General features: G+C 43.9%; 18 protein-coding genes. 7 read left to right on the top strand and 11 right to left on the bottom strand.

All coding sequences use genetic code 11. From position 1 onward, the window contains the following. Nucleotides 1-13 precede the first annotated feature (13 nt). The 6 genes from H1R16_RS11380 to H1R16_RS11355 are packed head-to-tail and all read right to left on the bottom strand — an operon-like array spanning nucleotide 14 to nucleotide 6,722. On the bottom strand, nucleotides 14-1,069 hold the full coding sequence (locus H1R16_RS11380; protein WP_181886787.1) for a diphosphomevalonate/mevalonate 3,5-bisphosphate decarboxylase family protein: 1,056 nt from the start codon (nucleotides 1,067-1,069) through the stop codon (nucleotides 14-16). Between the two features lie 21 nt (nucleotides 1,070-1,090). Continuing rightward, a complete protein-coding gene (locus H1R16_RS11375; protein ID WP_181886428.1) occupies nucleotides 1,091-2,863 on the bottom strand; it encodes an AMP-dependent synthetase/ligase in 1,773 nt (590 codons plus the stop codon). 8 nt (nucleotides 2,864-2,871) lie between these two features. Further along, complete coding sequence (locus H1R16_RS11370; RefSeq protein ID WP_181886429.1) at nucleotides 2,872-3,882, bottom strand: NAD-dependent epimerase/dehydratase family protein; 1,011 nt, start codon at nucleotides 3,880-3,882, stop codon at nucleotides 2,872-2,874. Nucleotides 3,883-3,904: 22 nt separating this feature from the next. Continuing rightward, a complete protein-coding gene (locus H1R16_RS11365) occupies nucleotides 3,905-4,693 on the bottom strand; it encodes an alpha/beta fold hydrolase (protein WP_181886430.1) in 789 nt (262 codons plus the stop codon). 43 nt (nucleotides 4,694-4,736) lie between these two features. Further along, nucleotides 4,737-5,456, bottom strand: a complete 720-nt coding sequence (locus tag H1R16_RS11360) for a pyridoxine 5'-phosphate synthase (protein ID WP_181886431.1) — start codon at nucleotides 5,454-5,456, stop codon at nucleotides 4,737-4,739. A 9-nt stretch (nucleotides 5,457-5,465) separates the two neighbouring features. Continuing rightward, nucleotides 5,466-6,722: a mechanosensitive ion channel family protein gene (locus H1R16_RS11355; protein WP_181886432.1), complete on the bottom strand. Its 1,257-nt coding sequence runs from the start codon at nucleotides 6,720-6,722 to the stop codon at nucleotides 5,466-5,468. Between the two features lie 178 nt (nucleotides 6,723-6,900). On the opposite strand from H1R16_RS11355, the gene H1R16_RS11350 reads away from it, so the two are divergent. The 3 genes from H1R16_RS11350 (at nucleotide 6,901) to H1R16_RS11340 (ending at nucleotide 9,248) form a co-directional block, all read left to right on the top strand. Continuing rightward, the gene (locus H1R16_RS11350) at nucleotides 6,901-8,091 is read left to right on the top strand and encodes a lacto-N-biose phosphorylase central domain-containing protein (protein WP_181886433.1); all 1,191 of its coding nucleotides are present in this window, start codon (nucleotides 6,901-6,903) and stop codon (nucleotides 8,089-8,091) included. 79 nt (nucleotides 8,092-8,170) lie between these two features. Further along, nucleotides 8,171-8,659, top strand: coding sequence for a DUF456 domain-containing protein (locus H1R16_RS11345; protein WP_181886434.1), 489 nt, complete (start codon nucleotides 8,171-8,173; stop codon nucleotides 8,657-8,659). A 10-nt stretch (nucleotides 8,660-8,669) separates the two neighbouring features. After that, nucleotides 8,670-9,248 (top strand): hypothetical protein, encoded by a 579-nt coding sequence (locus H1R16_RS11340; protein WP_181886435.1) that lies wholly within the window; start codon nucleotides 8,670-8,672, stop codon nucleotides 9,246-9,248. On the opposite strand, the gene H1R16_RS11335 is transcribed toward H1R16_RS11340, so the two are convergent. Next, a complete protein-coding gene (locus tag H1R16_RS11335; protein ID WP_181886436.1) occupies nucleotides 9,249-9,890 on the bottom strand; it encodes a uracil-DNA glycosylase in 642 nt (213 codons plus the stop codon). 223 nt (nucleotides 9,891-10,113) lie between these two features. Between H1R16_RS11335 and H1R16_RS11330 the strand changes: the two genes are divergently transcribed. Both H1R16_RS11330 and H1R16_RS11325 read left to right on the top strand, forming a co-directional pair. Beyond that, entirely contained in the window at nucleotides 10,114-12,261 is a 2,148-nt protein-coding gene (locus H1R16_RS11330; protein ID WP_181886437.1) for an endonuclease MutS2, read from the top strand. Between the two features lie 62 nt (nucleotides 12,262-12,323). Continuing rightward, on the top strand, nucleotides 12,324-13,619 hold the full coding sequence (locus H1R16_RS11325) for a DUF2130 domain-containing protein (RefSeq protein ID WP_181886438.1): 1,296 nt from the start codon (nucleotides 12,324-12,326) through the stop codon (nucleotides 13,617-13,619). An 11-nt stretch (nucleotides 13,620-13,630) separates the two neighbouring features. Here the strand turns inward: H1R16_RS11325 and H1R16_RS11320 are convergent, their stop codons facing one another. Continuing rightward, nucleotides 13,631-14,644 (bottom strand): LLM class flavin-dependent oxidoreductase, encoded by a 1,014-nt coding sequence (locus H1R16_RS11320; RefSeq protein WP_181886439.1) that lies wholly within the window; start codon nucleotides 14,642-14,644, stop codon nucleotides 13,631-13,633. A 107-nt stretch (nucleotides 14,645-14,751) separates the two neighbouring features. Between H1R16_RS11320 and H1R16_RS11315 the strand changes: the two genes are divergently transcribed. Beyond that, nucleotides 14,752-15,120, top strand: a complete 369-nt coding sequence (locus tag H1R16_RS11315; protein WP_228451045.1) for a winged helix-turn-helix transcriptional regulator — start codon at nucleotides 14,752-14,754, stop codon at nucleotides 15,118-15,120. A 174-nt stretch (nucleotides 15,121-15,294) separates the two neighbouring features. After that, nucleotides 15,295-15,459: a hypothetical protein gene (locus H1R16_RS11310; protein WP_181886441.1), complete on the top strand. Its 165-nt coding sequence runs from the start codon at nucleotides 15,295-15,297 to the stop codon at nucleotides 15,457-15,459. Between the two features lie 31 nt (nucleotides 15,460-15,490). Here H1R16_RS11310 and H1R16_RS11305 read toward each other — a convergent pair whose 3' ends face one another. The 3 genes from H1R16_RS11305 to H1R16_RS11295 form a co-directional block, all read right to left on the bottom strand. Then, the gene (locus H1R16_RS11305; protein ID WP_181886442.1) at nucleotides 15,491-16,144 is read right to left on the bottom strand and encodes a rhomboid family intramembrane serine protease; all 654 of its coding nucleotides are present in this window, start codon (nucleotides 16,142-16,144) and stop codon (nucleotides 15,491-15,493) included. Nucleotides 16,145-16,182: 38 nt separating this feature from the next. Continuing rightward, complete coding sequence (locus H1R16_RS11300; protein WP_181886443.1) at nucleotides 16,183-18,783, bottom strand: DNA gyrase/topoisomerase IV subunit A; 2,601 nt, start codon at nucleotides 18,781-18,783, stop codon at nucleotides 16,183-16,185. 68 nt (nucleotides 18,784-18,851) lie between these two features. Next, a complete protein-coding gene (locus H1R16_RS11295; RefSeq protein ID WP_181886444.1) occupies nucleotides 18,852-20,735 on the bottom strand; it encodes a DNA topoisomerase IV subunit B in 1,884 nt (627 codons plus the stop codon). Between the last annotated feature and the right edge of the window lie 70 nt (nucleotides 20,736-20,805).

The following is a 20,805-nucleotide window of genomic DNA, read 5'->3' as shown; positions in this document are numbered from 1 at the left end:
AGATGTCTTTTTGCTAGAACTTCATTACATCTTTAACAACGCCGTTATTTTGGGTATGCTGAAGTAGTTGAGCCTCTATAAATTCTTTTATCTGGCCCTCACTTCCATTGTTTGGAAAAAGTAAATGGACATTAGCTCCGGCATCCAGCGTAAAGAACAGCGGTAAACCTGTAGATTTCCTAAATTCCCAAATTTTGTTAATGACGGCCAGCGTTCCGGTTTTCATCAGGATAAAAGCAGGCTCGCTCATCAGCATCATCGCGTGAAGCGTCAGTGCTTCGTGCTCCACCAATTTTATAAAGCCTTCCATATCTCCATTTCGCAGAACTTCCTTCAGCAAAGTAAAATTTTCATGTGCCTCCTGAAACCTGCGCTCAGCGTAAGGGTTGGTATTCATAAGGCCATGACCGACAGTGGAGCTCACCGATTTTTCACCTTCATGAATCAACAAAACCCAATCGTTAAAATTTTTGAATACAGGATGAATATCAGCATCCGGGTATCGCACTGCGAAAAAGTCACTGCTGCCATCCACCTCAGACGTTTTGCCCCAAACCACAAGACCTTCATATAGACTTCTGCACGCGCTGCCACTGCCTAAACGGGCCAAGAAACTGGCTTTATTCACTTTAAATTCAGCCCCGCTTTCTCCGGAGAATGCTTCATCAACTTCCATCAGACATTTGGCAATGGCACCAAACCCCGAGGCTGAACTGGCAATTCCGGAACTGTGCGGAAAGGTATTCTCTGTCCTGATAATGTATTTCCCCTTCAGGATCCAGGGCAAATACGGCTCAATGCTTCTGAAATATTTCTCAATCTTTTCAGCGAACTTCAGTTCTTCTTTTCCTGCCAGGAAAGTTTGAACTGAAAACCCCTCGCCTGCTATAAACTCAAGTTCGGTATTTGTCTTACAATGATTCAGGGTATAGCTTATGCTTGGATTGGCCGGAATCTGCCCGGAATATTTACCCCAATATTTTATAAGCGCGATATTGGACGGACAGCTGGCAGAAACCGTAAAGTCCCTTAATTCAAATGACTGATCCGACAAAAATTCTTTTTCCATTTTATAGTAATCCATTAGGTATTAGCCCATTTTAGCATCGTACATGCTTTCAATAAGCGATTCGTATTTCCGAAGCAGGATATTTCTTTTTATCTTTAGTGTAGGTGTAATCTCGCCATTGCTGATCTCAAATTCAGCCGGCATCAGTTCAAATTTCTTAACTTTCTCAAAACCCGCCAGGCCACTTTGAATCTCTTCAAGTTTCTGGTGGTACAGGTCTTTGATTTGCTGAAGGTTCACAATTTCCTTCCACGATGAAAATGGAATGCTTAGCTGCTCAACATGTTGTTTCAGGTTCTCGAAGTTGGGGACTATAAGCGCGCTGACATAAGGTTTGCCTTCGGCCACTACCATAACCTGTTCGATAAGACTGTTATTGGAAAGCAGATTTTCAATTGGCTGCGGCGCCACGTATTTTCCGTTTGAGGTTTTCATCAGGTCCTTGATGCGGTCTGTAATCGTAAGGTTGCCCTGTTCGTCAAACTCGCCGGCATCACCGGTTTTAAACCAGCCGTCTGCAGTAAAGACCGCTGCGGTTTCGTCAGGTTTATTATAGTAGCCTTTCATAATGCCGCTCCCCTTCGCAAGAATCTCATTATTTTCGCCGATTTTAAGCTGTGTATCACCTAAAGAAATACCGGCAGTGCCATGCCTGTAGTGGGTAAACGGGAAAGCCGTGAGCGTGGCAGTGGTTTCGGTAAGTCCGTAACCAACTGTAATATGAATTCCCATCGCATCAAAGAAGCGGGTAACTTCCGGTGAAATGGATGCACCGCCGCAGGGCATAAACCAAAGTTTGCCGCCCATCTTTTTCTTAATCTTTGCAAAAACAAGCCGGTTAGCCAGTGCATTTTTCAAACTAAGTCCAGGCGGGACATTCTTAGCCTGTCTTTTACGTTCGGCAACCTGCGTTCCCACATCCAGCGCCCAGGCAAAGATTTTCTTCTTTGAGGCTGAGCCTTCATTCACCATATCGTTCACACCGGAATAAATTTTCTGGTAGAATCTCGGAACCGCACACATCATCGTAGGTTTTACCTCTGTGAGCGTATGAGCGATGAGTTTCGTATTCTCCAGAAAAGTCACTTTGACACCCCCTGAAAGGCAAAGCAGGGTCCAGCTTCGTTCGAAAACATGGGTAAGCGGCAGAAATGCAAGCGAATGCTCCCGCTCAAAATCGCGGAATTTAAAAAAGTCAAAATGAGCTTTGAAACATTCCCGGAAGTTTCCGTGAGTAAGCATCACCCCTTTGGGCACTCCGGTAGTTCCGGAAGTATAGATAAGGGTAGCGACGTCATCTTCTTCTTTAGGGCAAATCTCAAATTTAGGCGAACTTTTTTTGATGAAATCTTCGAAATAAACACTTCGGTCCTTCTTAATCCAGTCTTTCTTTTTGGCCAAAATGATCTGTTGCAAATCTGAGCTCTTCTCCAATATAGCATAACAGGAATCATACTGTTCCTGATTTCCTGCCAGCACCAGCTTTGCTTTGGAATCATTAAGGATGTAAGCGGCCTGCTCTCTGTTGCTGGTGGAATATATCGGTACTGTAACAGCACCTAAACTCAGTACTGCCAAATCCATTGTAATCCATTCCGCAGAATTGTCTGAGTAAATGGCTACACAGTCGTTTTCGGCAATCCCTGCATCGCGGAGCGCGTTTGCCGTCTTGAAAACCATGTCGCGGAATCGCGGCCAGTTCAGTTCCTTCCAGTCTTCCCTGACCTTAAAACCAATTGCAGCTTTATAAGGATATTTTTTTGCATTAACATTCAGAAAATCAGCGATATTCATCAGAACTATTATTGTTTGGTTTGGTGTGAAATATAATTTGATAGGTGGAATTCCAGGCTTTCACGGACCGGAATAAATTTCCAGTTAAGTTTTTCAATAATCTTTTTATTGGAAACATGACTGTTGGAGCTCACCGTCTGCAGGTTTGTTTTATTCATAATCCGCAATCCCGGGAAAAGCCCACCGAAGATCAGGTTAAGCAAATATCCGGCATTCAGGATGCTTTTGGTTATCACTTTAGGTTCCGGCTTACCCAGTTTCTTGCGTACAATGGTGGCAATATCCAGATATTTACAGTTTTCGGCAGAAAGAATAAATCTTTCGTTAAATATCTTTTCTTCCATAAGACGTACCGAAATCTGTGCAACGTCCCGGACATCTATGTAAGAAGTACTGCCGGGCATTGCAAAGGGGTACTTTTCAAGCCTGCTGAACAGTTCGCCACTGCTGGCATTCCAGTTACCGCTTCCCAGGATAATACCAGGATTTACAATCACTGTCTTCAGTCCTTCTGCGGAAGCGCGCCACACCTCCATCTCCGATAAATGCTTTGAAATGGCATAAGGCGAGTGTGTAAGCTTAGGATTGAAATCCGAACTCTCGTCCATAAGACCTTCATCATTCAGGCCGTCAAGCACTGCCACAGAACTGATGAAGCAAAACTCCTGCACCGACGAATTTTCGCAGGCATAAAGCAAATTAGTAGTACCAGTTACATTGGTCTTGTAAATCTCCTCCTCATCGGCTGGATAAAAACTCACTTTTCCGGCACTGTGATAAACGCTGGAAATACCTTTTAATGCATGTTCCAGGGAGTGAATATCTGTGAAATCTATATCCACCCATTCTATTTTATCGAAGAATTCATCCGGAGCGTCTGTATAATAGCGCAGTGATTCCCTTACCTCCGCGAGATCACTGGTGCTGCGCTTAGCGGCGCGTACCGTATAACCCCGTTTCAGGAGTTCCAGCATGATTATCCGGCCAAGAATACCTGTTGCGCCTGTGACTAAAACCATAAGGTGTGGTGATCCGTTTGCATCAGTATTTCTTAATGTTGAAAATGAAATCCTTTACTACCTCATTGAAATCTGTTGGATTTTCAGCCTGAACCCAGTGTCCGGCGTTGGCAATGGTAACTACAGCAGCGTGAGGAAACTGCTGCTTGATCTGAAACTCGTCCTGAGGCAGGATATAGTTAGATTTGGCACCACTGATAAAGAGTGTTTCTCCGGTAAAGACGCCAAATTTAATTGCGTTGGATACAAACTGGTCGTACTTTTCGGAAAGCGTTTTCAGGTTAAAGCGCCATGCAAGCTTTTTATCTTCGGTCCAGTACAGGTTCTTTGCGAGGAACTGAATGACCGATGTTTCCGGAATATATTCTTTAAGAGCATCCTCAACTTCCTGACGTGAAGTCAGTTTTTGAAAATCTACCGTTTGGAGCGCCTTAATTATTCCCTGATGATGAGGCGGATAGGCTTTGGGAGCGATATCTACAACTATAAGTTTTTCAACTTTCACCGGATATTTTACGGCGAACTGCATCACTGCCTTACCACCCAAAGAGTGGCCCAGAAGGTTCACTTTTTCCAGGCTATGGGCTTCCATATAATGCGCAATATCGTGCGCCAAGTCATCGTGCGACATATCCTCTGAATGGAAACTTTTGCCGTGATTTCTTAAATCGACCAGATGCACGGGAAAAAATTCGCCCATCACTTTCCCGAAACTCGCCCAGTTATCCAGCATCCCAAAAAGACCATGAAATACGAGCAATGGCATTCCGGATTTATCCTGTCCGTATATCTTTGAGTGGAGAATATTCATTCTAAAAAATTTTAATTCAAAAATAGCAATAAAATTGCCCCTTTTACCACTTAGCGAGCCTTTTCAGGTAGGCCTGTACCGTATTTTCCATTCCCATATAGAGTGCTTCGGAAATCAAAGCATGTCCAATGGACACTTCCAACAGTCCCGGAACAGTATCTGCAAAGTATTTAAGATTGTCCAGGCTTAAATCATGACCTGCGTTCACTCCAAGTCCGTTAAGGTGAGCTTCTTCAGCGGTCTTCACATAATCCTGAACGGCCTGCTCCCTGTTCACCGTATAGTTTTTTGCATACGCTTCCGTGTAGAGTTCAATACGGTCCGCACCTGTTTGGGCGGCATATTTTACCATTTCCGGATTGGGATCCAGAAAAATGGAAGTACGGATACCCGCATCATTAAACTCCCTGATAACTTCTTTAAGAAAAGCGCCGTGTTTTTGGCAGTCCCAGCCGGCGTTTGAAGTAATGGCATCATCGGCATCCGGCACCAGAGTTACCTGTTCAGGTTTCACCTCCAGAACCATATCAATGAAAGCGCGGTGGGGATTTCCCTCGATATTATATTCGGTTGTTACCAATGGCTTCAGGTCATACACGTCTTTTCGGGTGATATGCCTTTCGTCCGGTCTTGGATGGATTGTAATTCCCTGCGCGCCGAATTTCTGAAGTTTTACCGCCGCCTCGGTCACACTGGGCAGTTCTCCGCCTCTCGCATTCCGAAGTGTGGCGATCTTGTTTATATTTACACTGAGTTTAGTCATCGTTAATGTTTAAATTTTGTTAAACTGCATTACTTCCAGGTCAAATTCGCGGGAAGCTACAAGCAGATGGTCAAAAATATCAGACTGAATCTCTTCGTAATTGGTCCACACCGAATTATTAGTGAAGCAATAGATCTCAAGAGGCAGACCCTGCGGCGTATTTTCGAGCTGCCGAACCATCAGAGTACCTTCCTGATCTATATGCGCACTGTTTTTTAAGTAATTGAAAGTATATTCCCTGAAGACCCCAATATTGGTAAGCTGACGGCCGTTTATAAGAAGATCGGAATTCTGCAGACCTGCACGTTCGGCGGCAATTTCTTCTTTTTTCAGTTTAAGGTAATCTGCCACTAAATTTATTTTGGAGAACTTTTCAATATCTTCCGGACTCAGGAACCTGAACGACTTTATATTGAAGCTGATGGACCGCTTGATACGCCTGGTATTACTTTCGGACATCACCTGCATGTTCTTGATTTCAGTGGAAAGCAAGTCGTAGGTGGGTATGGTAGATTTGGTCTTATCGAAATTCTCGATCTTAGTCGTTAGCAAGTTGATCTCTTCAATAGTGCCTTCCAGATTGTATTTTGGGATACCGATCCAGTCGCCCACCTTAAGGTTTTTGGAGGTTGCTACGTGCAAACTGGTCATAAATCCGAGTATCGTATCACGGAAAACCAGCACCAGGACCGCCGTAATTGCCCCCAGACTTCCCAAAATGGTCGTTCCCTGTATTCCGAAGATCACCGAAATCAGCACCACTATGAAGATGAAAATACCTATTGTTTTAAGGGTTTCGGAAATGGCTTTAAGCGCGACAATCTTATAATAATCCTTTTTATAGAAAAAGTAATTCTCTACAGCCTTCAGTGCGCGCAGGCCCATTCTGGCAACTGCCACAATGGCAACCACGTTATACACCCTATGCAGTATACTGAAGGTTTCCTTATGATAAACGCTGAAAAAGGCCGTGAAAAGAATGTTACCAAGCAGGAGCGCAATGATATTAGCTACGGAGCGCGTAATTCCGGAAGTGTGCACCGCTTTGAAGAAGGGATATTTTTCCCCGTCGCGGTAACTGGAAAAGATGGGAAGCAGAATGATCTTAATCAAAAGATCCAAAGTAAATACGATCCCGAACAGCATCAGGAACTTTATGAGCACCTGCACCTCCCACTGGTCAGAAATATTTTCCGCGATAAACCGGTGAATGGTCAAAACCAGATCTGCCAGTAAAGTCTTGGTTTGCTGAATTTCCTCTTTCATTAACGCAAATTTACTAATTATTAACCATCGTAAGCAGTATCGGTAAATCACAAATGAATAGTCGATTGAAAAAATCAATAACAAATTTATATATATTTAATTTTTTAATTAACGCTTTACTAATAATTTTTTATATTTGTTACACAAATCACAATCATTAACCATTAAAAATTAATCTATGAAAAAAACAGTTTACCTTTTTCTCAGTATTTTGCTGCTGTCCCTCTACGGTTGTATACGCAGCGAAGACAATATAGTTGAAGTGACTAATCCCACTCCCATAAGCACCAAGAAAGGTACAGTGAGCGGTAAGGTGATGGCTAAAAACGGAATTAAACCCATAGGTGGCGCTCTGGTGTTCACCTTCGACAGCCAGAATAAACTATATCATACGTACTCCAACTCTGCCGGTGATTTCACACTTGAAGCGCCTGAAGGACCACGTAAGATTCATATCCAAACAGGCGATGGTTCAAATTTCAGATCTGAGTTTACTATTACCGTACCTAAAACCGATAATGTAGTCGCTTCGGCAAATCTTACCAAGTTGAATCAGGTAGCGAACATGGCCTATGTAAAAGGCAGCTATGATGAAATTGAAGATATTGTGACCGGTCTGGGATATCTGGTAACTGAAATTGATTATAATGATCTGAAAGTGATGAGTACGCTTTCGCAGTATGATGTTATTTTCCTGAACTGCGGCTCTCGTGGCCAAAGTCATTCCGGCACTTCAACACCGAATAATGACACTGAAGTTTATGACAACCTGGCTACCTTTGTAAGCAACGGCGGCAGTCTTTATGCGTCGGACTGGGATGTTGCGTATCTGCTCGGTGGGAATAACAATACACCGGCCTGTAACACCTCGGGCGGTTTTATTCCGGATGCACTTATGTGTTCCACCAGTACGGGTTCGGCTACAACTTATACCAACTGCGCTGTGAGCAACGTGAACCTTGCAAATGCTTTAGGTTTCAATACGCTGGACATCCAGTACGATTTGGGTTCATGGCAAAAGATTATCAGCTATGACGTTGCGTTCTGGGAAGTACTGGTACAGCGTAATAACGAAGCCTTAATGGTCCGCACCAATAAATTCCACAGCACCGGCGCACCTGCCATGCCTGTTGGAAACTCGGCAAACAGCGGATGGGTAACGATCTGTCATGATGATAACGGTACACCGGTTACCATTACCGTGAACCAAAGTGACCTGCAGGCACATCTAACCCACGGCGACTCTGTAGGCTCCTGCACGGGAGTATCTACCAGTGGAAATATCTACTATACCACATTTCATAACCATGCAACGGGCAATATTGGAAATACTGCCCCAATCCTTCAGTATGTAATTTTAAATCTTTAATTGAAATTATTATACTGCAAAACGGAGAGCGGCACTTAAATGGCTGCTCTTCTTTTTTTATAATTTAACAAAACACTATATGGATTACGGTCTTATAAGCCTTGTAAGCATTATTTTGCTTGTTCTTGGAATAGCAGGTACTATTCTGCCGGTTCTTCCAGGCCTTTTACTAAGCCTTTGTGGCGTTCTGATCTATAAATTCGGAACCGGTTCCGACCTTTCAATGGCATACATCTGGATATTTTCCATCCTTACGCTGGCCTCAATTGTTCTGAATTACTTGATACCGGCAAAGACAAACCGAAAATACGGCGGCACGCGCTGGGGCAGCATAGGTTCTGTAATCGGCACTATTGCAGGATTTTTCATACCTATACCTTTTGGTTTTCTGATTGGGATGTTTGCCGGTGTTTTTATAGGTGAGTTACTACATGATGCGGGCGACCGAAAGAAGGCCTTCAATTCCATGAAAGGAGCCTTTATCGGTTTTATAATAGGAACCGGCTTTAATCTCGTAGTAGGCGTGGCAATGTTTTTGGTTGTACTGTGGGATATCATTAATTCCTAAAAATCAACCAATGTACCATTTCCTCCTAGCCGGTCTCACTTCACTTTCCATATTGGCCTGTTCTACACAGGAACAACATCTTCAGGAAAAGAAAGAGACTGCGATACAAAAGCCTAATACTGTTTCTTCAAAGAAAACCGACACTGCTGCCATTCTACCGGCGGAAACTGTTGGCGATAATAAAAACAAAATTCCATCACAAACTGAAAAAATGTCGGGAGTGCTATATTTTAAAGAAGGTGAATCAGTTTTTCTGAAAAATCATGACATGACCTTCACATTTGCAAAGATGCTGGAAGACAGCCGGTGTCCTAAAGAGGTAAACTGCGTGTGGGAAGGCGTGGCCACCGCACAGATTGAACTGATGGGAACTTATACACGTCCGGTAAAAGTGAAACTGTCCACCCAGAGTAATCCGCAGAGAGGTTACGATAACAAGGCTTACTTTAACGGCTACCAATATACACTTGTGCAGGCCGACCCCTACCCAACAGCAGGAGCCGGATTTTCGGCCAATTCAGGTAAATATGTAATCGGAATTAAAGTGGAGAAAGTAGCGCAGAACACTGTTGAGCCATCTGTAAGATAACTACCACTTGATCTCCGGCAGGTTGTTCCGGGACAGGTACGCATTCACTTTTGAAAAAGGCTTGCTGCCGTAAAATCCCCGGTAAACGGAGAATGGTGAAGGATGTGCCGATTTTATTATAAGATGTTTGGAGGAATCTATAAGTTCCTCCTTTTTTTGTGCGAAGGCGCCCCACAAAATAAAAACAACATGTTCCTTTTTGTCTGCGATTTGGCTGATAACAAAATCCGTAAACCTTTCCCAACCTAAATCCTTGTGGGAATTTGGTGAGTGTGCCCTTACCGTTAGTGTGGCGTTAAGCAACAGCACACCCTGCTTTGCCCAATCTTCAAGGTCCTTTCGTGTACGTTCGATGCCGGTATCGGACTGAAGTTCTGTAAAAATATTCTTTAAGGAAGGGGGTGCGGACACACTTTCTGAAACCGAAAAGCAAAGCCCGTTGGCCTGTCCGTCATTATGGTAAGGATCCTGTCCAATGATAACAACCCTGACATCCTGAAAAGAAGTAAGTTCCAGGGCGCGGAAAATCTGTTTCCTGGGCGGAAAGCATTGCGTATTTGCATATTCCGACAGAACGTTTTTCCAGAGGTCTTCGAAGTACGCTGATTTTTTTATTGGGGCAAGGATTTCTTTCCAGTCCATTATTGACATTTTTTAAGTTGCAAATTTGCAGATAATTTTCTTTCGGGTTTGCCAGGATGTCTTAATTTTATTCAGGTACTGCGCGCAGATGCGATATTGCAACCGGAAAACATTTGGGGAATATTCTTTGATGGCTAGTTAAAGACTTCAATCGGTGCAGCAACAATATATTACCCCCCGAACTGCTCCCATTGCCTACCAACTTTTAACTTATATTTGCACTGTGCTGATACAACAAGAAGATTTAGATGAACTGGAATTTCCGGCGCTTTTAGCCGAAATCACTCCGTTCGCATACTCACACAAGACGCAGGACCGTATTATGGAACTCCGTCCGATGCCTATAGACGGGGCGGAACTTACCCTTAAAAAAACTGCGGAATTTCTTACTAGCTTTGAAAGTCATAACATCATTCCCTTTAACGAGTTTGAAGATATTGACGATGAGCTGAAACTGATGGTAATTGAAAACTTCCGCCTGGACGCGAAGTCATTTATCAAAATAAAAAACATCACAGCCCAAATTGGCCGACTGCAAAAGTTCCTGCCGAATTTCGCAGATACATTTCCACATCTGATCGCTGAAATCAAAGACCTGGATTTCCGCAAAGAAATCATTGACAAGATTGACAAGGTTTTTAACCGTTTCGGCGATGTAAAAAGTGAGGCTTCCCCTGTACTTAAAGAACTCCGTAACGAAATACAGCTTGCCCGAAAAGCCATTCAGGAAAACTTCAACCGGGCCCTGACCGCGCATGGGCAAAGTGATTTCCTGGACGAAATCCGCGAGACCATTATTGAAGACCAGCGAGTGCTGGCGGTAAAATCCGGATTTAAAAAAAGGATACCGGGACGGGTTTTAGGAATTTCCAAAACCGGGTCTATCACCTATATTCAGCCGGAAAGTGTACTGAAGCATTATTTTAAGCAGCGCGAAAATGAAGAGGAAGAAAAAAAAGAAGTAGACCGTATCCTTCGGAACCTGACAGCGGAAATAGCTGAATTTCAGCCACAGCTCAGCGAATATCAACGGTATATCTTTGATCTGGACCTTATCCGCGCCAAAGCCAAATTCGCTGAGCAGATTAACGGAATTCTCCCCAAAATAAACCGCCATCCTACCCTGCGGCTACGTGAGGCTTATCACCCGTTGCTTTTTTTAAGTAATAAGGCTGAGGGAAAACAGATATTCTCACAAACCCTGACCCTTACAGAACATAACCGGATCCTTTGTATTTCCGGACCGAATGCTGGCGGAAAATCCATCACGCTGAAGACAGTTGGTCTGCTGCAGCTGATGATTCAGAGCGGCATACTTATTCCGGCTCATCCAAAGTCGGAGATGTTTTTCTTCGACAAAATAATGACTGATATCGGCGACAACCAGTCTATTGAGAATCATTTGTCTACCTACTCCTCACGTTTGAAAAAGATGTCGGGCATCATAAAGGAAGCAGACGCCAACACACTGCTTCTCATTGATGAATTCGGTACGGGATCCGACCCTGAGCTGGGTGGTGCCCTGGCTGAGAGTTTTCTGGAATATTTTTACGGGAAGAAAAGCTTTGCCATCATCACCACGCACTACACGAACATTAAACTGGTAGTGGAACAGCTTCCGAATGCTGAAAATGCGGCGATGCTTTTTGATGAAAAAAGTCTGGAACCACTTTATAAACTAGAAGTGGGCCAGGCCGGCAGTTCATTTACCTTTGAGGTGGCCGAGAAAAATAAAATCCCACAGTTTATCCTGAGATCTGCCAAGAAGAAGGTTGAAAAAGATGTGGTTAATCTGGACAAAACCATTGTTAAACTTCAGCAGGAAAAATTCGAGGTTCAGAAACTGCGCACCAACCTTTCGGAACAGCAGGATTCAGTGGTGGACAAACGCGATCATTTGCAGAAGCTGAACGAGCAGCTGCAGCAGAAACTGTTTAACTTCCAGAAACTGTATGAAGAAGAGCACCGCAAACTGCAGTTCGGAAATAAGATTGAAGGATTTATTGACGCCTATATGAAGGGGAAATCCCGGAAAGATGTTGTCCGTGATTTTGTAAAGATTCTGGAGCAGGAAAAATTCAGAAAGCTGGGCGCGGATAAGGATGAAACCAAGAAACTGCAGGTCGTAAAACGCAAGATCACACAGCAGCTTAAAAAGGCTGACATTCAGGAAAAAATTGCCGAAACCCACGAAAAGATTGTGGAAAAGAAAAAGGAAGAACGCGATTTATGGCTGAAACCGGGACAACGGGTTCGCATCACCGGAAGCACAAGCGTTGGGACCATAGAGAAAATTTCCAAAAACAAAATAACGGTTAATTACGGCACCTTTAAAACAACAATCAGTGCAGATGAGCTGGAAAGAATTTAGCCTAATTCCAAACGAAAATCCAGCAATAATCCTTAGCTTAGCTTTATTTAGAACCGAATAACATGAACGAAATAATCTGCCCCCACTGTAACAAAGCCTTTAAAATTGATGAAGCCGGATTTGCCGATATTGTGCGGCAGGTACGCGACCATCAGTTTGAACACGAACTTAAAACCCGGCTGGCGCTGGCCGACCGTGAAAAAGAAAGCGCCGTAAAACTGGCGGAGGCTCAGGTAAGGCAGACACTTCAGGAAAACCTGGCAAAAAAAGACCGCGAAATTTCTGAACTTAAAGCTCAGAGCGAAGTGGCTCTGGCCGAAAAAATTAATCAGAAAGAAGCTGAAATCCTGAAACTAAAATCCTTCATCGATAATGTCGAGATTCAGAAACAGCTGGCCGTTAACGAAGCTGTGCAGAAGATTGAAAAGGAGCGCGATGCCCTCACACATGAACTCCGTACCAAGGATCTGGAGAAACAGAACCTTGAAAGTTCACTGAAACAACATTACAATACGGAACTTCAGAACAAGGAAGCCATCATCAAATATAAGGATGATGAAATCGCACGTGTACGTGATATGAAACTTAAACTCAGCACAAAAATGCTGGGCGAATCACTGGAGCAGCACTGCGAAATTGAATTCAACAAACTGCGCGCTACGGCTTTCCAGAAAGCCTATTTCGAAAAAGACAATGACGCCCGTTCCGGCAGTAAAGGTGACTACATCTACAAAGAGTTTGATGATGCCGGCAATGAAATCATTTCGATTATGTTCGAGATGAAAAACGAGTGCGACGAAACGGCTACAAAAAAAAGGAACGACGATTTCCTGAAAGAACTTGACAAAGACCGTAACGAAAAAAAGTGCGAATACGCAGTTCTGGTTTCATGTCTGGAAGCGGAAAGCGAATATTACAATTCCGGTATCGTAGACGTTTCTCACCGTTACGACAAAATGTATGTGGTAAGACCCCAATTCTTTATCCCCATAATCACTTTACTCCGTAATGCAGCTATGAACTCCCTTCAGTACAAGGCCGAACTCGCACTGGTGCGCAGCCAGAACATTGACATTACCCATTTTGAGGATAAGATGAATAAGTTCAAGGAAGGATTTGCACGGAATTACGATTTGGCCAGCCGCAAGTTTAAGGATGCCATTGACGGGATTGACAAAACCATCATCCAACTTCAGAAAACCAAAGAAGCGCTGCTTTCTTCAGAAAACAACCTCAGACTGGCCAATCAGAAAACTGAGGATCTTACCATCAAGAAACTTACGCACAACAATCCTACGATGAAGGCTAAGTTTGATGAACTGAAAGAAAATCCAAGCGAAAATCCGAATCTTTTCTGATTGGCAGGTGCTTAATCTTCATTGTTTATTTCAGTCATGATTTCCGAGAACAGACGTGCGGATTTTAGCCTGTCCTGAAGGTTAAACATTGTAGAAACTACGATGAGCTCATCCACCTGAGTTTCATCCAGGAACTGCTTGATTTCCCGTTTCACAGTTTCCCGGCTTCCAACAAACGAGTATTTCAGCATTTGCTGCACCGCCGGATGATGGAACATCTCCTCCAGATCGTCGGTCATGGGTCCGGGCGGATAAAGTGGATCTCGGGCGCCTGTAAGTATACCAATAAACATTCGGATCAGCGACGTAAAGAGTTCCTGCGCTTCTTCATCCGTATCTGCGACATATACATTCACACCAGCAATGGTGTAAGGTTTCTCCAAAAACTCTGAGGGTTCGAACTCGTCACGGTAAATGCTAAGCGCATTGTGCAGATGGGTTGTGGCGAAATGGCTGGCAAAAGCATACGGCAGGCCTTTTTGAGCCGCAAGATGTGCGCTGTCGGTACTGGAACCTAATATATAAACCGGAACGTCAGTTCCTTCGGCCATAGGCACGCGGACCTTCGCTGCTTTATTGTCCGCTGAAAAATACTGCTGAATCTTTGCCACCTCTCTTGGGAATGAATGTGCGGCCTGCATAAAATCGGAACGGATCTCACGGGCTGTTTCCTGGTCGGTACCGGGTGCACGCCCAAGTCCTAAATCAATTCGGCCCGGATAAAGATGCGCCAGAGTACTGAACTGTTCAACAATGATAAGCGGGGCGTGATTCGGAAGCATAATTCCGCCCGAGCCTACCCTGAGCTTGGAGGTGTTTTCGGCTACGTATCCGATAAGTACTGAGGTAGCACTGCTGCCTACAGATTCGGAATTGTGATGTTCCGCAAACCAGACGCGCTTATAGCCAAGTTCTTCGGCCTCTTTTGCCAGAACAAGGGAATTGTTTAAAGTTTCCTTAAAACTTTGTCCCTGCGAAACGATCGCGAGTTCCAGGATTGAGTATGATATTGTTCGGTTATTCATATTTATCATTTTCTGTTAAGTGAAATGGTTCTGCAAATTTACCAAAATTAACTTACTTTTGTATAGTGCTTTCCGAGAGGCAAGTGCTATCATTATAATAGATGGCTATGGCAAAGAGAGAATGCAGCAATTGTCTGGACACTTTAAATCCGGTGCGCGATGCACTTTATGTTATAAACGGTAAATGGAAACTGCCCATTATCATCTCTGTTTCAGTAGGTAATGAGAGGTTTAATGCCATACAGGAAAGTATCCCGGGAATCAGTGCACGTGTACTGGCAAAGGAACTGAAGGACCTGGAGCGCCACCAGCTCATCAGCCGGACGGTTTCGGATGATTATCCGTCGCGTATCATTTACAAAGCAGAAGCGTACGCTGACACACTGACGCCGATTATCTATGCCCTGAAAGACTGGGGAATTAACCACAGGAACAGAATGTCGGTTTCCGACAATTCTTCTGATGATATAGAATAAGGGCTGTTTTGGGGCCGTGCACTATCTGAAGCCGTAAATCAAATAAATTTATTAACTTTAATTACGCTGGGAACTGCGTTCGTGAATACGCGGTTTAAGATTCACTTAATTGAAACTTCCGGAACCTTCGCAAAAATTCCGCAATGATAATGTCGAACTTTTAAAACACATGCCATGACTTACCCACTAATTCCAATAGGACTCATCATCGTATTTATCATTTATGTGATTTACCTGGCCTTTGTGAAAAAGGACATGCAGATGCTGAGGTCTGTTCTGTACCCGGGATTATTCTTTATTACCGTTTGGGCATTGATTTACTATTTTATGCTGAGGTAATATGCCAACTTAATGCGCAACAGCGAAGTTATCAGATGGCCTTTCTCACAAAAACCATATAAGCCATATAGATAAGTGGTAGCGACATAATGCCCAGATAACGGATATTGCCCAAGGCAACTTCCGGCAGCAAACCAACAGCATAAACAAGTCCGAAAGCAGCACCACCCAGGTGTGCGGCATGCCCGATATTGTCGTGCGGTTTTGGGTTCAGCATCATATAAACGGAATACGCAAAATACAGGAAACCAAATATATAACCCGGAATCGGTATTGGAATGAAGAAAAAGTAAATTCCCAAATCAGGAATCATCGCTATAGACGCAAACAGGATTCCCGAAACTCCGCCACTCGCACCGATCGCCGAGTACCACGGTTGAGCTTTGTACAGATATAGGGAAAAAAGGTTGCCTAAAAGTATAGAACCGAAATAGACGATCAGAAACCCAATTTCGCCAAACGCCTGCACCACGATGGGCCCAAAAAAGTACAGGGTCATCATATTGAAAAGCAAGTGCATCATGTCTCCATGCAGGAATCCTGCGCTGATCAGCCGGATATACTCCCGGTTATTGGTGATCGCGCCTACATTGAATTTATATTTCTCGAACAGCGGCTGGTTGCTGAAGGCTATGAAACTTATAAGGGCTGTAGCCGCGATAATTATAATCAGTACTAAACTCATATATTTTTGTTGATGCAATAAGATGCATGCGTATTTTATTACTCTTCAAACAGACTTCCGATAGCACCCTCTTCCGGGAAATCTCCATCGGGAATGTCGTGGTCTATAAATGCCACACTGTCTTCATTCTGCTCCACTTCATCAAAGCCTGGATTCAATTCCTCAGGCTCGGGCAAAGTGATATTTATTGTTTTCACCTTACTTTTGGTAAGCTGGTTACCGATAGCCTTAATTCCTTTTACCGAAATAAAATCATCAATTATAATGGTTTCGGGCTCGCGCTGTTTGTCTTTCTCCTTGGCAAAAACAATCTCTGCCTGTGCCCTGTCCACCGTAATAATCTGTTCAATAAAGGTTTTAGGATGTTCAGACGGTACAAAATGCTGAATGTTGGGTGTATGATCCAGCAGGAATCGCTTGATGAAATAAATTCCTTTCTCACCATCAAAATAAATACAGGTGACCGGCTGTTCCGGATTCCACTTCTCCAGCACCAGATATTCATCGTCAAACCTGTTCATCAGGTCAAACGAAACAAGTTTCGCTTCACCGTTGCTGTTTATTGTAAGGATGCGGTCGTCACCTTTAAAGTTACCCAGCAGCGTACCTCGAGCATCGACATTCAAACGCCGAACAGTTTCGTCAAACCAGATTTTCCTTGGTGCAAGGGTGCTGTGACCTTCTTCCTTCAGGTCGATCTTTTTAATTGTATACTTGGTTACCAGGTTCCCGCGGGAGGCGCGGCCTTTTATGGCCAGTTCGGAGAAATCAATATCAATCCTGCTCTTGCGGACGCGAGCATTAGGCTTAAGTAAAACCGTAACCAGTTCTGCCTCGCCGTTCGGATTGGCCGAAAAATAAAGGAATTCTGATCCCTTTTTCTCCGAAGCCAGCGGATAATCGGTATTCCGCGTGATGCTCGTTACCGAAAAACGTTTCATATAATAAGGACCGTCGCGTCCTTCGCGGTAAATGGTATTGTAAACAGTGCGCGTATCACCCTTTTTCCAGATGCCTACGTGAACAATGTCTTTGCCGATAAAGGTCTTGGCTTCCACCTTCACTACCTTCATGGTACCGTCGCGACGGAAGGTAATGATATCATCAATATCGGAACAGTCGAAAAGGAACTGGTCCTTCTTAAGCGAAGTACCAATAAATCCTTCAGCAAAATTCGCGTAGAATTTCTCATTGGCAACAGCAACTTTGGAAGCATCAATCGTGTCGAATATCCTGATCTCGGTCTTTCTTTCCCTTTCCTTGCCGTATTTCTTCTGAATATTGAGGAAATAATCAATTGCGTACGGAATAAGATGCGCCAGATTGTATTTACATTTTTCAATCTTATCTTCAAGTGCGGCAATGGTTTCCTTGAACTTATCCAGGTCGAACCTTGATATTCTTTTGATCCTAATCTCGGTTAACCTTACGATATCCTCTTCAGTTACCGCCCGCAGCAAATGTGCTGTATGCGGTTTCAGACCGGCATCGATCGTTGTAAGTACTTCTTCCCAGGATTTTACCTCTTCAATATCATGATAAATACGGTTTTCGATGAAGATACGTTCCAGTGAGGCAAAGTGCCAGCTTTCCTGAAGTTCGTGCAGTTCAATTTCCAGTTCCTTCTTTAGTAGGGAAACAGTGTGGTCTGTATTCATCCGAAGGATCTCGGAAACACTGAGGAACATCGGTTTGTCGCCAACAATCACACAGGCATTGGGAGAAATGGACACCTGGCAGTCGGTAAAGGCGTAAAGCGCATCAATTGTTTTATCCGGCGATACATCGTTGGCAAGGTGAATCAGGATTTCAACCTTATCCGAGGTATTGTCTTCAATCTTTTTGATTTTGATCTTACCTCTTTCAGTTGCCTTTACAATACTGTCAATAAGGTCTACCGTGTTTTTGGAGTATGGAAGTTCGGTAATGACCAGCAGATTTTTTTCCCGCTGAACAATCCTGGCTCTGGCTCGGACTTTGCCGCCCCTTTCACCGTCATTATACTCGGCCACATCCAGCATGCCGCCGGTAATAAAGTCGGGGAATACCTGAAATTTCCGGCCTTTCAAATGCGCCACAGACGCATTAATAAGTTCATTAAAATTATGAGGAAGGATTTTTGTTGAAAGTCCAACCCCAATTCCTTCCACGCCCTGTGCTAGCAGAAGCGGGAATTTTACGGGCAGGTCGATAGGCTCGTTATTCCGGCCGTCATACGACTTGGACCAGTCGGTAGTCTTTGGGTTAAAAACGACCTCCAGTGCAAATGGTGTAAGCCGCGCTTCAATATAACGTGCGGCCGCGGCAGAGTCGCCGGTGTAAATATTTCCCCAGTTACCCTGGGTATCGATCAGAAGTTCCTTCTGGCCTATCTGAACCATCGCGTCAGTAATGGAAGCATCGCCGTGCGGGTGATACTTCATGGTATTACCAACAATATTGGCTACTTTGTTGTACCTGCCATCCTCCAGTTCACGCATAGAGTGCATGATCCGGCGCTGTACAGGTTTAAATCCGTCGTAGACCGATGGAATGGCACGGTCCAGAATTACGTAAGAGGCGTAATCCAGAAACCAATCCTTATACAGCCCCGAAACTTTCCTTAAACTTTCCCCTTCATGGAGGTTTTCTTCAGTCATATATTGGTCCGCGTTTCCGCGAAATTAATTCTCTATTAATTTAAACAGTGCTGATTTTCAATCTGCTGTCAGGCTACTACTTCTTCAAGCTTCTCCTTTTTGTCGATTTCCGGATCCTCTACCACAAGATTTTCCAGGATAAATACCTGGCGGTCCGGTGTATTCTTGCCCATATAGAACTCCAGCAATTGTTCAATGGTCTGATCTTTCCCGATGACGACAGGTTCTAAACGGATATCCTTACCGATAAAGTGCTTGAACTCGTCCGGAGAGATTTCACCAAGCCCTTTGAACCTTGTGATTTCAGGATTTTTTCCCAATTCATTCAAGGCTTTAATCCGCTCAGCATCAGAATAACAGTACCGTGTTTCTTTTTTGTTGCGGACTCTGAACAAAGGTGTAGAAAGGATATACAAATGACCGTTCCGGATAAGGTCCGGGAAGAACTGCAGGAAGAAGGTAATCATCAGCAATCGGATGTGCATACCGTCCACATCAGCATCGGTGGCTATAATCACCTGGTTGTAGCGGAGGTCCTCCAGCGAATCCTCAATATTTAAAGCGGCCTGCAGAAGGTTGAACTCTTCATTCTCATACACCACTCTCTTAGTCAGGCCATAGGAATTAAGAGGTTTTCCACGCAGCGAGAATACCGCCTGCGTATCTACATCTCTGGATTTGGTAATGGAACCGGATGCTGAATCTCCCTCAGTGATAAAAATCTGCGACTCAGATTTCCTCTCGGCTTTCTGGTCATTGTAATGCTGACGGCAGTCGCGAAGTTTCTTATTGTGCAGTGAAACTTTCTTGGCCCTTTCCCTGGCCAGTTTCTGGATACCTGAAAGTTCTTTTCTTTCACGTTCTGAAACCAATATCTTTTTGTGTACCGCTTCAGCTGTCTCAGGATTTTTATGCAGGTAATTATCCAGTTCCTTCTTCAGGAAATTACTCATAAAAGTCCGGATGCTTTCCTTACCCGGCTCCATATCGTTGGATCCCAGTTTGGTCTTGGTTTGGGACTCAAAAACAGGTTCAATAACCTTTATAGAAACAGCTGCTATAATGGATTTACGGATATCGGATGCCTCATAGGTCTTATTCAGATATTCACGAATCGTTTTCACATATGCTTCTTTGAAGGCGTTCAGATGAGTACCACCCTGTGTTGTATTTTGTCCGTTAACGAATGAAAAATACGTCTCCGACTGTGATTTATCCGAGTGGGTGACAGCAATTTCAATATCCTCGCCCTTTATGTGGATGATTGGGTAAAGAATGTCGCCTTCCAGCTCTTCCTGAAGAAGATCTTTCAATCCGTTTTCGGAGAAGAAGGTCTCTCCGTTGAAGATAATTTTAAGCCCGGGATTCAGGTACACATAGTTGCGTAGCATCCTTTCGATATATTCTTTCCTGAATTTAAAATGCGGGAAGATCTCATGATCCGGAATAAAGGTGATTTCAGTACCGTTACGGTCCGAAGTCTCAGCCTCATCATGGTCGTGAGTGACCACCCCTTTGGAAAATTCGGCTACCTTCATCCTGCCCTCACGTACAGATTTAACTTTAAAAAAATCTGAAAGTGCATTAACAGCTTTGGAACCTACTCCATTCAATCCAACCGACTTCTTGAAGGCCTTACTGTCGTATTTACCGCCGGTATTCATTTTTGAAACCGCATCCACTACTTTCCCCAGGGGAATACCCCGACCGAAATCGCGGATCACTGCTTTACCTTCGTCAATCTTGATTTCAATCCGCTTACCGGACTTCATCACAAATTCATCAATGGAATTATCGATGATTTCCTTCAGAAGGATATAAATACCGTCATCGGCGGAGGATCCGTCGCCCAGCTTGCCGATGTACATACCGGGTCTCTGGCGCACATGCTCCTGCCAGTCCAGTGTCCGGATATTGTCTTCTGTATATTGAAAATTGTTGTTTTCGCTCATATAAATTGCTGCGGGTACCACATTGCAGCGTTGTTCATGTTTTCAGTAATTCACAAAAATACTGATTTTT

Origin of the sequence: Marnyiella aurantia (assembly GCF_014041915.1) — a bacterium.
Taxonomy (GTDB): Bacteria; Bacteroidota; Bacteroidia; order Flavobacteriales; family Weeksellaceae; genus Marnyiella; species Marnyiella aurantia.
This window is presented reverse-complemented; position numbering and strand designations above follow the sequence as displayed.